Genomic DNA, 17403 nt, shown 5'->3' with positions numbered 1-17403 from the left:
CCAAATATTTAAAGCGAGTTTTCTATTGACCCCCCCTTAAAAATTAAAGGTTCTTTATTTTTAATATACTCTCTTTCTTATAAAGAATATTCCTAAGCAACTCATCATAATCAATAAAGACCATCCAATCATATTAATATAAGTAGTATCACCCGTCTTAATCTGTTCATTTTTATTAGTCTTATTTGTACTCTGAGTTGGTATTTCTGTTATTTCAATATTATCAGACTTAAGTTTAAGCTGTTTATATGAAGCATTCAACATTTCACAAGCTTGATCCACTTCACTTTGTGTAGCTTCTTCATTCATTAATACTTCTTTACTTTGATTTAATACTGTAATTAAAGAATCTGTATTTTCATACTTACTCATGTCTAAAGCATCAATTTTTGAAATCAACTCTTCAAGTTTTGTCTTATCTGCTTTTAAAACAAGATGATCAATAGCCTCTGATAAGGTATTAACCATTTCATCAATTTCTTCTTGAGTAACATCAGCTTTATCTATGAGTGCTTTCGCTTTAAGTACTTCATTATTCACTATCAACAATGATGAAGGTGTATATTTCGTTTGATCAATAGATTCAGCTTTATCAATAATAGCTATTAACTGAGAGTAATCAATCTTCTTCTCTAAAGCATTTAAAACACCCTCTAATTCCAATATTGCCTTTTGTACCTTATCATTTTGAGGAACAGATTCTTTATAAGCTTCTTCAGCTTGCTTTCTCTTGTCTGTAAGTAATTTAATTGACTCTTCTGTATATTTAGATTCATCAATGTCTAATGCCTTTGTAATCAATTCTTGTAGATGTTCATAAGATTCTTTAGTCACAAGAAGATCTTTTGCATCAGACAAATTCTTATATGCTTCTAAAACAGATTCTTCATTCGCATTTTCATCATTTATTACTTCTTGTGCTTTATTCAAATAAATGTCTAATTCCTCTACACAAGCATCTATATACAATGAACGATCAAGCTTATTCACTTCATCAACCAATGCAATTAAATCTGTTTTATCGCTCTTGAAAATCAATTTATCTTTTGCTTCAACAAGTTCCTCACAAATAGAATCAATCTTTTCCTGGCTGCTATTTTTATCATTGTAGACTATTTCAGCTTCTTGTAACTTATCTTTCAATTTTTCAAAAGTAGCAGGTGTATATACTGATTCATCAAGATTTTTACATTCTTTAATTAAACTACCCAAATAATCAAAATTAGCCAATAATTTCAAATTATTAATACTATCTAGTAACTCTTGTTTTGTTTCTAATATCGTAGAAGAATCAACATTTTCATTGATCACCTTATAGGTATTATTCAATGCTTGATTGAATCTTTCTTTTGTTTCTGGTGTATAAATAGAAGTATCCATATTGACATTCATGTAATATAAATTTGTTAGTTCACATTTATCAAGTGAATCTCCGTATACTTCAAATTCCCATAATGAATATCCATAAATACTGTTAGGTTTAATTCCCTGCATTTTCACATATCTAGCTGTTACACCATTATAATTATATGTTTCAATACCACCGTTAGAACGTTGTGCATATGTAATATCAGTCCATATTTCTCCATCTAAAGAAACCTGTAACTTATATTCCTCTGCTCCAGTTCCTTCCCAATTTAACTTAATCTGATTAACATTGTAATAATCTCCAAGATCAACAGAAATCCACTGATTTGAAACATCTTCCTTATTATCTTTCTGTCTTAAAGAAACCCAACGAGATTCCTTTCCTGAAGTAGCATCTTCACTTCCATCAAATGCCTTAGAAGAATCATATTGTGCTTTATATGAACTAGATGCACTAGACTTCTTATTTAGTGCTAAATTTGTAGTCTTTGGCTGTTTAACTCTATTACCATATACTTCAAATTCCCATAATGAATAACCATAAACAGTAGAAGGTTCTAGACATTCTACTCTTACATATCTAGCTACTGTTTTGTCAGTATAGTCAAATTCTCTTTTACCACCTTTTCCATCACTTACTGAAGTAATATCCTTCCAGTTTTTGCCATTTGAAGAAATCTGGATTTTATAACTTTTAGCACATGCTGCTTCCCAATTTAAAACTATTTTTGAAATATCATAGTAATTCTGTAAATCTACATAAATCCATTGATAATCAACATATTTACCAGAATTATCCTTTCTTCTCTGAGAAACCCATCTTGATTCTTTACCAGATGTTTTATCTACACTTCCATCAAATGCTTTTTCAGAACCATATTGACTCTTATAAGTGCTAGATGAATATGAAGGTTTATTTAATGCAATGTTTTGATTTTCATTAACTCCTGATGATTTATCACCATATACTGCTACTTCATTAATACCAATACCATAATTCTTATTATTTACACGGCGTGTTTTGTAAGAATGAATTTTAAGATATCGACCATAAATATATGAATCATATGTATGAATATCTCTTAATGATGTGTTTGTTTTTGTTTCAGTAACAACCTGCCAAGTTTTCTTATCAGTAGATACTTCTACTGTATAATCATCAGAGCATGCATTTTCCCAATCAATTTGAATCTTATTAATTATTGAATACTGTTCTAAATCAATAATAATCCAATTATCATCACTGTTTCTAATTGATCCCCAACGTGTTTTAATATTACCATCAACAGCATTTTCTTTTTTTAATTCATTATTATATTGTGAACTTGTTTCTACTGACTTATTTAATGCGATATTACTATAATTCGTATCTTCTTGTTCTTCACTTCCATATGCAACGAGTTCATATATACTAATTCCATAATTCTTTCCATTAACAATTCTAGTTTTTGTAGAATGTATCTTTAAATAACGACCATAAACATTATCATCAAATAAATATTGATCATATAATGATTGATTTGATTTCAATTTATCTTTTACAGTAGTCCAGTTTTTCTTATCTAAAGAAATCTCAATACTATATTCATCTGAACATGCGGCTTCCCATAAAATATTTAAAGCCTTAATTGAACAATTTTTCTGTAAATCTACAATAATCCAGTTATCATTACTATCTCTCTTTGAACCCCATCGTGTATTTGTATTGCCATCAACAGCATTCTCTTTCTTTAATTCATCATTGTATTGAGAACTTACTTCAACAGGTTTCTTATATGTTAATGCATCCTGACTTTTACAGATAATTTCTTTAATTTGATAATTAGGATCCTTAGTTTTCTTCAGTACTATCTTTATATAAGGGTATATACCGCCTATGCTGATAGTAGAGTCTTTCAAATCATCTTTTTGATTCACTGATTTTAAATAAGTATATGTTTTACCATCCTTAGATGTATATATATCAAAATCTGAAGCATAATGATTTCCCCACTTGATATTTAATTCTGAAATATAACTATTACCAGCATAAAAGCTGACCCATTCTTCATCATTAGACTTACTCTGCCAATAAGTACTTATATCATTATCAAAAGCTAGTTTGATATCATATGGTGATAAAGATGAACTAGCATTATACAAATTACTATCATTTTCATTTAAAGTCATAGATGAACCTGTATATGGTGCTGATGGCGTAATTAAGTCAGTTTTTGTAGTAGTATGACCATAATCAAGTTTAACTTGAATTGTAGTATTACTTTGATTTTCTGATGCTGCAAGAGTGATTTTTCTTTGATCTTCAGATTCATCAATAATTAAACTACAAGGCTGATCAACGGTTACTTTATATCCTGTTTTATATTCTAATGTCCCTGCTTTATAGAAATTTATTTGTGTCTGTTTAAGATTTTCATTTCTAACTGCTTGAACACTTTCATTATTCGCAACAATAGTGATTGGATTATTATCAGCATATTCTGATACCTTTTTACTTGTTTTGTTTGGCAGAATAATATAAGAATATGACTGATTACTAGGCTTTATTCCATGATTAATATATGCTTTAAATGTTCTTGGAGTAGAAGCTTTCTTTTCTTCTGCCCACAAAGAAGGATTGTCTTTCTGATATGCATTAGAAACAGTTACTGATGTTTCATTTGGGAAAACATATCCAACTTTATTATTGTAAATCCATTTACTATTTTTAATAGTTTTAGTAGTATCTTGAGAAATCACATCTCCATCCACTAAAACATTATCAGCTTTTGCCTGATTAAGTGTTGTATGGATTTCAACTGATTCACTAGATGTAATACCTGAACCTAATGCTACAATTTCATCATCAAAGAAGAAATATCCTTTCTTTACTTGTGTTCCTTTTTTATCCATTGCATAAGCACATGCACCATACTGTCCATTCGATACACCGATAGTATGACTTGTTCCATTAGTAAAACGTCCTGAATTAGAATAATCCTGTACTAATCTTGCAGCAGTTGTTGTTCCAGGACAATGTGCCCAATCATAAGTTGGATAAACAGTAGTATATTCATCACCATCAACACTAATAGTAGATGCTGCTGATGAAGTCCAATAAATGAGTTGACCTTTATTTCCATTAGGCCAGCTTCCTCTCCATTCTCCTCCAATGATTTCATTGGAATCCATTTTTATATTAACTCCATAATCATTTCTCATGTGGGATGCATAACCTGATCTCCACATATAGTAGTTTCCATTTTTACCATTTGTAATCTGTGGGTTTTCGATATTATTCAAAATGTCCTGATACTCTTTAGCATGTGTTTTATCAGAAGCAATCATTCTTTTTAATGGCTCACTATACTCAGCTGCATAATTCTTATAACCAACTGAATATTTATATTCACGATAACCTAAATATAATTCTTGAATATCTCCTCTAATTGTCCAGCTTGTTCCATTAATCATATAATCAGCCATACGATTAATAACATCTTTTCCTAATGAAAATGAAGTATCTCTCAACATATAAATCCAGAAACTCATATCTCTAAACATAGACATTCCATAGCCATTTGAATAAAACTGTTTACCATGCATATAAAAACTGTTGTCTACTTGTACAGCTTCAGATGTTTTATCATCTTTTTGTGTGACTAAACAATAACTTAGATAATTATTAATCATATCATGTAAATGTTCAGAATCTTCTGTCAACAAATAATAATAAAGATAGTTTTGATCAAACCATAGATTATTTTGACCTGTTCCATATTTAACTGGTACTTTTTCTAAAAGCTTCTTTAACATGATATTTTCTGTATCTTCACCTACAACATCTTCTAGAAATAGAGCCATTCTAGAAAAACGAAGCTGTACGCCTACTTGATTTTCCCACCAGTTTGTTGAACGAGGATTTTGTTCAGCCCAATATTTTATAGCTTTCTCTAGTTTATTTACTACTTCCTGCTTTTTATATAAGGCATTACCTTCTTTACTATAAGCTATAGAAATAGCTTGAAGACGATCTAACGCTAGATAAGGAGACCATGCTGCTCCATTTGCAGCATTATTATTTGCCTTATAATTAACATCATCAAAAGAACCATCCTCTTTTATAAGTTTTAGATAATCGCTTGCTTTAGAAACATAACATGTTTTAACTTTAGAACCATCATCAATAGTATCTAAAGATAAGAAATGTTCCTTTAACCTTCCCTTGATAATACTTATTTCTTCATTAGATGTTAATCCGAATGTCATCTGAACATTTGAAAGTGACATTGTGAATACAATAAACAAAGAAATCATTAGTTTTACTACTTTATTCATCACTTAACCCTCCTTTTGTAATCGCTTTCTAATTATAAAATGCCATTCATATACTTTAATTTCAACTTAGATTAACTTGAATAATAATCATTTCACTTTCTTACTCTAGAATTTCTCAATTAGATGCATTAACAGAAGAAAACCCCCACCTATATTTATATTGAGGTGGGGTTTCTACCGTTTTCTTTAGATAAATTGCCTTTCATATACTTTAATTTCAATCTGGATTAACTTGAATAATAATTATTTCAATGAATCTCTTTCGATTATTTTAGTAGATAATAATTGAGTCATTTGAACATCGTTTTCACGATGAATACGATCTATAAGTTTACTTACAGCAATTTCTCCCATTAATTCTTTTTGTACTTGAACAGTAGTAAGTTTAGGGATTGTTTTATTACATAGAGGTGTATCATCAAAACCCGTAATACCTATTTGATCAGGTACTTTTATATTCATTAAAGTCAATGCATTCAACAATATAAATGCATTTGAATCATTGGCACACACAAAAACTTCAGGTAATTCACTCTTTTTAAGTAATGATACAATGCCATTAACATCATTTTCTAATACGTATTTCTCCGTTCCATGTAAGATGGAATATTGATTTATATAGGATTCTATATCGGATGTAATACTTCTATTTACTAAAGCTTGTTTATATCCAATAAAACGATCAGAAAAGCTTAAAGAGTATTCTAAATCTCCAAAAAATCCAACTCTTTTATATCCTTTATCAAGAACATATTGAGTTATTAAATATCCTCCCTGTTTATTGTGAGTCAAAACACAATCACATGTATCCCTCAATGATGTATAATCTACAAGAACAACAGGAATACCTGTATTTTTCAACTGATTTAAATTCTGATCTGATATTTTACCAACCACTAAAATACCAGCTACTTTTCTATCTATAATACAATCTGGGAATTCAAATTGATTATCTTCAAAATAATTCAAAATAGATATATAGCCTAATTGTTTTGCACATTCAACGATTGAACGTAATACAATAGAATAAAAATGTCCTGTATTAGCATAATAGCTCTGCATAAGAATACAAATATTAGATTTAGAAAAGACTGAAAGATAATGATGTTTTTCATTAATATATCCCATTTTATCAGCTGTTCTTAATATTTTTAGGCGCATTGATTCACTTACACCTGGCTTATCATTTAATGCAATCGATACAGCATTAATAGAGATATTCAATTCTTTCGCTATATCTTTCATAGTCACTTTCATGTTATTACCTCTTTGTTTATAGCACTTCCCCATTACTACTTATTACATTCTTATACCATTCAAATGACTTCTTCTTAATTCTTCTCATATCCTTTAAGTCATCATTATCTCTATTTACATAGACAAAACCATATCTCTTTTTCATCTGTGCACGACTGCTTAAGATATCAATAGGACCCCATGATAAGTATCCTCTACAATCTACACCTTCTTCTACAGCCTTTTTCATCTCTCCAATATGCTTTCTCATATAGTCAATACGATAATCATCATTAATAACGCCATCTACTAACTGATCATCATATCCATAACCATTCTCTACAATATAAATAGGCATTTCATATCTGTCATAAAGTTGTCTTAATGTAATACGTAATCCAATAGGGTCTATTGTCCATCCAAATTCAGACATTTCTAAATAAGGGTTCTTCTTAATAACTACATCTTCTACATTAGTCAAACTCTCTTCACCATAATGACTAATTGTAGACATATAATAACTTATCGCAAGGGCATCTGTTTTACCCTTCTTAAGTATTTCAAAGTCTCCTTCTTCTATAACTGGCATAGTACCTTCTTGTTTCATATTTGCTAGGAAATAGCTGTTGTAATGTCCTCTCGCAAAAACATCTAGGAATACAAATGCTTCACTTTGAGCTTTCATAGATTCTAATGTATCTAATGGGTGACATGTTTCAGGATAACTTTGTACAATAGTGGCCATACCTAAAACATAGCCTCCTTTTTGATGAATGTATTCATTTATCAAACTATGCGCGATTAATGTATTATGCATAATTTGATGATCTAGAGTAATAGGGTTTTCTCCTTCAGGACATACTGCACCAAAGAACATCTTTGGACCTTTTTGTAGTATTCCATTCTGTTCATTAAAAATAATCCAGTATTTTACTTTATGACAATAACGATCTACGATCTTCTTGCATAATTCTACAAATAGATCAACAACTTTTCTACTCGCAAAACCATTATACTTCTCATATAAGATTACAGGCATTTCAAAGTGATAGAGTGTAGGAATAGGTTCTATACCTCTCTCTAGTAATTCATCAATAAATTCATCATAGAAAGCAAAACCTTCTTCATTATATGTATTCTCATCACTCATAAGTCTAGACCAGTCTAAAGAGAAACGGTATGCATTAAAGCCTAACTCTTTATATAAATCAAAGTCTTCTTTGTATCTATGATAAGCATCAATACCATCTTTAAAGTCTGAGAACTTACCAGTAACTGTTAAATCACATACTGCAGGAACTTTTCCTCCTTCAGTATATCCACCTTCACTTTGATGAGCAGTAACAGCACCACCCCATAAGAAATCTTTTCTTAGCATCTTTATATTAGCTCCTTTATGTATATTCTTCTTTAATTCTATTAAGTATATACTTGAATTTCAAGATAGTTGTACTTGAAAAAAATATTAAAGTCTTTTTGCCCAATGCCGGAGAGAATCTCTAGAGAAACATAAGAAGGGTATTCTAAAGAACGATTATTATCATGCTTTAGTGAATGAGTCTATTAGAAAGAACAATCCAAAAGTATTGAGATTGTCGAATCTCTTGCAGAAATGATTGGCTCTTTTGTGATTGATGGGTTAAAAAATATTAAAGATATAGAGAATAGTCACAATCCACATTAAAACCCATTAAGGGCAGGCACCTGCCCTTTTATTATGTTCTCATATTTGAATATTATTGTATTATTTTACATAAGTGTTCTTAAATTTAAATAGTATTTCATATTTTTACATAAGTGTTCTCTATTTTGAACACAAATTGAATTGATTAAAATGATATGATATAATTTAATCAGAATAGAGGTGAATAAAATGATTGAAAGAAAAGAATACTTAAAACAGTTATTATCCTGGAAAGATCAGAATATTATAAAAGTACTTACCGGAATTAGACGTTGTGGAAAAAGTACAATTTTAAAATTGTATCAGGAATATCTGGTGAATAACGGGATTGATCCATCACAAATTGTTTCTATTAACTTTGAAAAACTTGAATATGAGGATCTACAGGATTATAAGAAACTCTACCAATACATTAAAGATAGATTAGTAGAGAATAAGATGATGTATATTTTTCTGGATGAAATACAAAATGTTCCTTCTTATGAAAAGGTTGTAGATAGCCTTCACGTAAAAGAGAATATAGATATCTACATTACAGGTTCTAATTCGTATATATTTTCTGGCCAGTTGGCTACTTATTTAAGTGGTCGATATATTGAAATACCTGTTCTCCCTTTATCATTTAAGGAAGTCTATAATCCACAAACAGATAAAGAAGAGGCTTTTCAAAAGTATATGAAAACAGGTGGTTTTCCTTATATCAATCAAATACAATTACAAAATGAACAAATTGATATGTATCTAGAAGGAATCTACAATACTGTAATTGTAAAGGATATTGAAGAAAGAATTAATAGAAAAAATTCAAAGAGTGTAACTGATATTGCATTACTTAAAGCTATATCCAAATATTTATCAAGTGTTGTTGGAAGTCCTGTTTCTATACGTAGTATTACTAATTATTTCAAATCTAATGAAAGAAAGACTTCTCCTAATACTATTAGTAATTATGTTGAAGCATTATGTGAATCTTATCTTTATTACCCAGTAGAAGTCATGGATGTTTCAGGTAAAGAAGTCTTAAAGTCGAATAAGAAATATTATATTGTAGATTCAGGAATTCGTAATTATATTCTTCCAAAACAATTCTATGATTTAGGTTTTACAATTGAAAATATTGTCTATCTTGAACTACTAAGAAGAAGATATAATGTGAATATTGGACGAAATGGTCGTGCAGAAGTAGATTTTATCGCAAAGAAAAAAGATGTGTATACTTATATACAGGTCACAGCATCACTTGTTGATGAGAATACATTCAATAGAGAAATTCGTCCTTTGAAACAAATTAAGGATAATTATGAAAAAATCATCCTTACTTTAGATAGATATACGTTAGGAAACTATGAAGGTATCAAAGTAATCAATATCATAGATTGGTTATTAGAAGAATAGGCTGTAGCGATTAATTCGCTACAGCCTATTCTTTAAGCGTCAAATTATATGGTGTAACTGAAAATATCGATTAAATCATATTGAGATCTTTATGTCTAATCAGTTTTAAGTACCTTTTTATTTAATGTCCTTGAGATGGGATCTCACATTAAATAGTAGATAGCCTTCTTAGATCAAATATAACGAAAGAGAGCTGCAACGCTCAAGGTAGTAGTAAGTGCTATCTATTCGTTGCAGCCCCTTTAGAGTGATTAAAATAAGCTTATCCAACGATAATCTTTATTGTATAGAAGTTTATTTCTATAAGTAGATGTATTTATTTAGCGTTTTTTCACTATTTATATTTTTTTAATCATGATGAATATCAAGGCTGATACTTTCTAAAATCAAATGGATCTTCTCGCTCAAAAATCTGAGCCCATCTTGCAGATATAAATCTAGCATATTTGAAGTCTTCTAGTCCATAATCGCCAGATGAATAAGCATCATTGCATTCTACTAATATTGTTTTATGATCACTAGTCACACCAATATCAATAATGCAAGCTGCTGGTCTTTCTTCCCATGTTCTAAAATCCTTCATAATCTGATCAATGACATGTGGATCATATGTATAATGATAATCCCCTTTATATGGCTTTATATCATAAATTTCATCATAATAAATAAAACATCGCCATTCTCTTCTAATATCTATTGCTTCACTGCATATGACTTCATAGTTTTCTTCACAATTACCACATCCAACTAAATCTTTGATACTCTTTATGACTTTTCCTGTAAATACTTTTGACTTAACCGGTTTAACAAACCATCCAGCAGACCATTTTTCCACATGAGAAGAAATAGAATCAATCGTATCATACCAAATCTTTCGTCCTAAATACTTCTTTAAGCATTCAGGATAATCATCAACATGAACATCATCATACCCAAACTTTCTGAATATTTCTTCACATTGATAAATATAATCAACTACTATATCTTCTTTTGTAACGACATCGTATATATCATCTAATACTTCATAGGGTATAATTTCACAACCTAATTCACTAAAGCCATATATCGCTTTTGTAAATGTTTCACTTTTCCCTATAAATAATCCAGAATTAGAATTCTTATTACATTTCACATAAACCTTCATATGTTTCACCCCTTTAACTTATAGAATTCTTCTGTTCCTTTTACTTCTGTTAATTCACATTGTGATTTTATTCTGTTTAACACTTTATTGAGTTCACTTTCAGATAATTCCATATTTGATTTCAAATAAAACTTAATTCTAGATACTCCTATAATATTTTCCCCATTATTCAGTTCTACAAGTTTATCCATCATTAGATCCATTTGTCTTCTTTGCTGCTCTTTACTATTTAATGAGGGTTCTCTTAACATTATCGGGTATCCATGAGCCTTTAAATCCATCATCATTTCATAATAATCAATATCATTAGATACCAGTATAACTTGCTTAGGATTGTATTTACCAAATATATAACCAATATACATAGAGATTCTATTATCCGCAATTTTTGTTCCTATATGCCTAGTTTCTACTATGCTAATATCATCCCATTCTAACATACCTTTGTATTCTTGTGCTGGTTTTGTAGTGACAAATCCACAAAACAAATAATAAACATACTCTTTGTCTAACAAGTCTGTAGGAATAGCTTGATAGTTTTCAAAATCAACTATAACTACAACCTTAAAATCCAATTTTTTCTCTATTATTTCTGAGTGTTTCTTATTATGTGAAATAGTACTTTTTTCATACAATGCATTCATGAGTTTATCTAGTTGTTCAACCATAATCATCACCCTTTCTATGTCTATTCTATTACTTTTTCTAAAATAATGTTTAGACTTAAGCTATGACAATGCCTAATAGTAGGCGCTAAAATATTTTTTTAATTGTAAATAGCCTATTGATTTTCTAGTAAATCTAGCTTACAATCATCAATGTAAATGGCACTCGGTGCGGAAGAAAACTCACGATTTATGTCGTGGGTTTTTTCTTTGTCTTAGAACTCAAAAAAGAGATAGCTTTCGCTATCTCTCAGACCAATTAAATATTATGATCTTTTCTTTCTCTTAAGTAACATAGCACCTGCTACTGTCATCATAGAGATCCAGCTTGCAATTGATGTTGCATCACCTGTCTTAGCTGGTTTCTTATCCTGAGTAGGATCTTTAGGTGTATCTTTTCCTGTTTCAGGATCTTTTGGAGTTTCCTTATCAGATTCATTTAATCCTTCTACTTTTACGATGAAGTCAGCAGCGAATGACTTTCCTTCTGCATCAGTTACTGAAATTGTAACAAGAACATCTGTATCCTTCTTAGGTGTTGTAACCTTACCATCTAATGCGATGATACCTTCAGGATTTACTTGAGTAATCTTAATATCGTAACCTTCAGGAACCTTAGGAAGAACAAGTTCTGTTTCACCCTTCTTAATCACTGATTGTACTTTATTACCAGCAATGATTGCATCTAAGATATCTTTTGATGAAGGAGCTGTTGGTGTAACTTCTACTTTCTTAAAGTTTGCTTTAAGTGTAGTATTTGCACTTACTTCAAATGTATATGGGTTAGAAGTACTTACTACTTTTCCATCTGCATCTGTCCAGTTTACAAATTTATAACCTTCATTAGCTGTAGCTGTTAAAGTCGCTTTTGTACCTTCTTCATAAGTACCATTTGCCTGATCCATAGAAACAGTTCCCATGTTCTTATCACTATCTACTGCAATTGTATATGTCTTATTTTCAACAGTTACTTTTACAGTTGCTTTCAAGCCATCTGGGTTTGCAACGCCTTCTGGTAATGTGAATGTACCTTCTAATACATATGTACCACATTCATCAGCTTTATAAGCATCCTTATTCCATGTTACGTCTACTTCTTCTGTTTCATTGTTTTCTAATGTAATAGATACTTTGTTTGGTAGATTTAATGCATCAAATGAAGTACCTTTTACTACAGTTAAATCATCTAGCTTCTGGATACTTGTGATCTTCACATCTGCTTCTGCAGATTTTTCAAACTTCGCAATTAAAGCTGTATTACCCATAACATTGAATGTGTATTCTGCTTTATCAGATACTTTATCACCATTAGGACGATACCATCCTGTAAATACATAACCTCTATTAGGTGTTGCATTAATAGTCACAGATTTACCTGCTGCAACTTCCTGACCACCACTTACTTTTCCACCTTTTTCTGCTTCTACATAAACAGTATAAGTGTTATTAGTTACTTCTTTATTTGCGATATTGAATTCAGAAATAGCAACCCATCCATCATTAGACTGTGAAGCAACGAACTTGAATCCATAAACATTCTGTGTATCAAAAGTAAATGTTTTTTCTGACTTGTTAGCATCAAATGTCTGATCCTTAGCTACTTCTACCCATTCTCCGTCTTTCTTAGTCTGGATATAAAGTGATGCTTTAGTGACCTGACCACTATTAGAGTCCTGACGAGGTGTAAATGATACCTGGTTGATTTCATAAGCCTTATCAAATTTCACTTCTGACCAGATACTTCCATCAGCACCCTTTCCAGTTCCAGCTGCACCTGAAGTTGTTGGAACCTTATCTTTTGTAGCCTGAGACCAGTCTGAATGCCAGATTGTAGAAGGTTTATTATCAAATGCCATACCGATAATACCTTCATTGTTTCCACCATGTGAAGTTGGTGTTTCTGATTCTGCTCTTCCAGTCCAAGCAGTCTTATTATAAAGATCTACTTCTGGTGCTTTTTCAGATACAACAACATTATCAATAACTGCAGATACTGTTTCTGTCTTAGAACCAATTCTTTCTAGTGGTAAAGCAAATGTTGAATGAGTGATATTGTCTTTCTTCACCATATCATTATGAATGAATTTACCTTTTGCATCACATACATATTCACCATTGACATATAAACTTGTCTTCTGCTGAGCTGTAGTAATCTCAATGTTTACACTCTTACCTACTGGTAATTCATAATCAAAATAATAGTTATAAAGTTCTCTTGTGAATCCTAACTTACCATCTTCCATGATTCTGATATCATGTGTTCCATAGTCAGCATCTGATTCAAATAAGATGTCTCCTGGTTTTGCAGGTTTCTTCAACTTAATATCAAATGATAACTTATTACCATTTCCTAATTCTTTAATTGGTGAAGTTACATAACTTACGCCATCCTTTAATACTAACGCATTATCCTTAATTTCAGTATTCTTTCCTTCTTTAAGGTCACGTTTGTTTTCAGAGCCATCTTTTAAGCCATTATTAAAGTTATAGCTCTGATAGTTTTCACCCTTCTTATTTTCCTTGTAATAAGGGTTTGTATTAGGTCCTGTTCCTTTGTCCTGAGCAAGTTTAGCAAGAGCATCTGCACTACCTTTTTCCTTACCAGTCGCAGCCCATGTCTTTTCTGCATAGAATGGTAATGCATCAAAGAAACGCCAGTATAAATCAGATTCACTTAAACCTGATGCACTCTTATCAATATTATCACTCCAAAGTGCGAATGCTGCACCTAGCATCTGATCATCACCAGCAGGAACATACTTATAAGAACCACCTTTGACTCTTACTTTATTTGCTTCAAACTGATTGAAGATTCTATTTACGTTTAATAAGTCACCATAAGCATTGGCACGTCCTTTGTTACCATTTGGAACCATATAACCAAAGTCATCAATTGTATTGATTAACTTATAGCCCATATCATACATTTCGATACCATCTGCCCAGTCAGCTGACCAAAGGTTCATTTCTACATTATCAATAGCATCTTTATTAATCTTTGTAACTGGATTATCTTTAATCCAAGATAAACCACCCCACATACGAACTGTATTCGTCTTCTTTAAGTGAGGTACTAAATCATTAACGAATCCACGATATGCTGTATAGTTTGATAAGAATTCATCTGCACCAATATGTACAGTTGTTTCTCCATCAAATACTGGATTAGCACCTGTTGTATAATCATCAAAGATTTCTTTGATCTTATCTTTTGTTTCTTTCTTAGAAACATCAAGATGGTCAATAAGTGGTCTGTTTCTATTTAATGGTGATACCTTGTTTTGTACCATTAATTCTGGCCATACTTTTGTGAATGAAGTTGCATGTGCAGGAACATCAATTTCAGGTACTACATTCATACCAAGTGCTCTTTCACCCTGGATAAAGTTTCTGAAATCCTTCTTAGAGATAGAGTAGTCTTTTGCAGTAGGTGTTTCACCTTTCGCATTAGATAATCCTGATTCTAGACGGAATGCTTCATAGGCTTTAAATGCTTCATTTTCATTATCACCTTTACCATACTGTTCTAAGAAAATATAGTTATCAGATAAATGAGCCTGGAAGTCATTCATCTTGTAATAGCGCATTGTTCTTGCAACTTCCTTCATCATATCTAATGAAACTGGTTTACGTGCTACATCGAATAAGAATCCACGTGTCTTGAAACGAGGATAGTCACGCATTTTACCAATCTTATAGCCTTCATTGTTTTCTTTATACATCTGAAGGATTGTCTGCATACCGTACATATTACCTGTTGTATGAACAGAAGCAACATTGATACGGTCTTTCTGAATATCCATTGTATATCCTTCATCACCTAGAAGAGTATCTGGTGCTTTTAATTCAAAGTTAAATGCATTAGCCTGAGAAGCACCTTTTTTCACTGTAAGGTTAATACCTGTGAAATCTTTATAATCACGTACAAATTCATCTACAACAGCTTTTAACTTATCATCTGTATAAGTTACTGTCTTTAAAGAATTAACAGAAACCTTTTCTGTTGAATTAGAATGCCATTCCTGGATTTCTGGAATAACAGTAGGTTTAGTATTCTTACTTGACACTTGTTCATTCTTACCTTTTACAACATAGTCAACATCAGCTGTCTTCTTTTCTTTTCCAGTTTCAGTATCTGTAACTACATAAGAGACTTTTACATTCTTATCTACTAATGGATGGACAATCTTTCCATCAGCACCAATGATCTGTTCAAGGTCTGCACCATTGATTCTTACAGTAAATCCTTCTGGTACAGCTGGCATATCTAATGTATTTACATCAGCTTCAATTGTCTTACTCTGAGATTCAATAGATGATACAACAGAGTCAAGTGTTGCTTTCTTGTCTGTCTGTTCATTAGAATAAACTTCCATTTCAGCAATACTTACGTTATTCCATGATGAAGCTTCAGCTACAAAGTTACAAAGTTTTAATTCTTTTGCTTCAATAGGTTCATTGAACTTAACAACAACTTCGTTATTATAACCGTCACCCTTCTTTGTATTAGTAAAGCTCTTTGCAAGTTTTTCTACACCATCTTTATCTTTATATTTGATATCAAAGCTTTTTACGTTAGATGGCATTGGTGCAACATCTCTTTCAAAGAAATGAATCTTAAGTTCCTTAACGAGAGTCAATCCAGCAAATTTAGTATTTAACCAGATATTAGTAGTTGGAGTTTCATAATCACTTGCCCAGCGGTTTGCTTTTTCTGTGCTTCCATCTTTTACTTTATCTGGACTTAATGTATTAGCTTCACTACTTGATGCAGTGACTGTAGCGTTTGCCATATGGTTTTTATCAGGCGTAGCATCAGCTTTTTCTACAATCTTACTATAGACTTCAATTTCATTGATTCCGACATTCTTCCAGTTGATTGTACCTCCATCTGCAGAAAGTACAGTTACCTTTACTTTAGTGGCTTGATGATCTTTATCTAACTGAATGATTTCATTCTGTTTTGCCTTAGAAGTCTTTCTATATACTTCTTTATATTGTCCGTTTTCTTCTAGTTCAATCTTATAGCCTAGAATATTCTGTGCATCATCCGTTCTTTCAAAATTAATATTAATCTGACGTACAGTCTTTTCTCCACCTAGATTGATTTCAATCCATTCATTATCTGCTTTGTTCTGTGCAGTTCCCCAGCGAGTCTTGATATCTCCATCTACTGCTTTACTTGGTGATGTAGAATCTACTTCATAACTACTTGCATTAACAGTACATCCTTTAGCAAGATTTAAGTTTTCTACAGCATAGACTGGTCTTACATCAACAAATGCAGCATTCGCAATCATGACAGTTGCAACTAATCCAATAACACCTTGTTTCTTGTTCATTATCCCTTTTCCTTTCTTTTCTATATAGGACCAACAAAAAAAGGCCAAAGTACCCCTCTAAAATAGAAGGTTCACTCTGGTCTTGCCTAATTCAATAGTAACAATCCTATATGTTTTTCATCATGTGAAATGATAGCACTTTCAATGTACTTATTCAAGTATTTTTTTAATTAATTGTCTTATTTTATACTTATCTGAATTGTAAAATGAAACTGGAATTAAGGAATTGGGATAAAGGGGCATGCCCCTTTA

The 17403-nt window shown here is 31.2% G+C and carries 7 protein-coding genes; 1 reads left to right on the top strand and 6 read right to left on the bottom strand.

The features are described 5' to 3' along the window. Positions 1 to 60 precede the first annotated feature (60 nt). The 3 genes from QZQ55_RS07565 to QZQ55_RS07555 form a co-directional block, all read right to left on the bottom strand. Positions 61 to 5685 (bottom strand): discoidin domain-containing protein, encoded by a 5625-nt coding sequence (locus QZQ55_RS07565; protein WP_295091855.1) that lies wholly within the window; start codon positions 5683 to 5685, stop codon positions 61 to 63. Positions 5686 to 5928: 243 nt separating this feature from the next. Then, positions 5929 to 6942: a LacI family DNA-binding transcriptional regulator gene (locus tag QZQ55_RS07560; RefSeq protein ID WP_295091852.1), complete on the bottom strand. Its 1014-nt coding sequence runs from the start codon at positions 6940 to 6942 to the stop codon at positions 5929 to 5931. A gap of 16 nt (positions 6943 to 6958) precedes the next feature. Continuing rightward, entirely contained in the window at positions 6959 to 8299 is a 1341-nt protein-coding gene (locus QZQ55_RS07555) for a glycoside hydrolase family 1 protein (protein ID WP_295091849.1), read from the bottom strand. A gap of 495 nt (positions 8300 to 8794) precedes the next feature. On the opposite strand from QZQ55_RS07555, the gene QZQ55_RS07550 reads away from it, so the two are divergent. Then, complete coding sequence (locus tag QZQ55_RS07550; protein WP_295091846.1) at positions 8795 to 10000, top strand: ATP-binding protein; 1206 nt, start codon at positions 8795 to 8797, stop codon at positions 9998 to 10000. A gap of 364 nt (positions 10001 to 10364) precedes the next feature. On the opposite strand, the gene QZQ55_RS07545 is transcribed toward QZQ55_RS07550, so the two are convergent. The 3 genes from QZQ55_RS07545 to QZQ55_RS07535 form a co-directional block, all read right to left on the bottom strand. Beyond that, positions 10365 to 11144: an ATP-grasp domain-containing protein gene (locus QZQ55_RS07545; RefSeq protein ID WP_295091842.1), complete on the bottom strand. Its 780-nt coding sequence runs from the start codon at positions 11142 to 11144 to the stop codon at positions 10365 to 10367. A gap of 5 nt (positions 11145 to 11149) precedes the next feature. Continuing rightward, positions 11150 to 11812, bottom strand: coding sequence for a hypothetical protein (locus QZQ55_RS07540; protein WP_295091840.1), 663 nt, complete (start codon positions 11810 to 11812; stop codon positions 11150 to 11152). Positions 11813 to 12075: 263 nt separating this feature from the next. Next, positions 12076 to 17151: a discoidin domain-containing protein gene (locus QZQ55_RS07535; RefSeq protein WP_295091837.1), complete on the bottom strand. Its 5076-nt coding sequence runs from the start codon at positions 17149 to 17151 to the stop codon at positions 12076 to 12078. Positions 17152 to 17403 lie beyond the last annotated feature (252 nt).

The organism is uncultured Catenibacterium sp., assembly GCF_900540665.1.
Lineage (GTDB): Bacteria > Bacillota_I > Bacilli_A > Erysipelotrichales > Coprobacillaceae > Catenibacterium.
Note: the sequence above shows the minus strand (reverse complement) of the source record. Positions and strands in the feature narration are given on the sequence as shown.

What these genes read in the sequence shown, in the direction of transcription:
- QZQ55_RS07565 (WP_295091855.1), bottom strand. Translation starts at nt 5,685, where the DNA reads ATGAATAAAGTAGTAAAACTAATGATTTCTTTGTTTATTGTATTCACA.
- QZQ55_RS07560 (WP_295091852.1), bottom strand. Translation starts at nt 6,942, where the DNA reads ATGAAAGTGACTATGAAAGATATAGCGAAAGAATTGAATATCTCTATT.
- QZQ55_RS07555 (WP_295091849.1), bottom strand. Translation starts at nt 8,299, where the DNA reads ATGCTAAGAAAAGATTTCTTATGGGGTGGTGCTGTTACTGCTCATCAA.
- QZQ55_RS07550 (WP_295091846.1), top strand. Translation starts at nt 8,795, where the DNA reads ATGATTGAAAGAAAAGAATACTTAAAACAGTTATTATCCTGGAAAGAT.
- QZQ55_RS07545 (WP_295091842.1), bottom strand. Translation starts at nt 11,144, where the DNA reads ATGAAGGTTTATGTGAAATGTAATAAGAATTCTAATTCTGGATTATTT.
- QZQ55_RS07540 (WP_295091840.1), bottom strand. Translation starts at nt 11,812, where the DNA reads ATGGTTGAACAACTAGATAAACTCATGAATGCATTGTATGAAAAAAGT.
- QZQ55_RS07535 (WP_295091837.1), bottom strand. Translation starts at nt 17,151, where the DNA reads ATGAACAAGAAACAAGGTGTTATTGGATTAGTTGCAACTGTCATGATT.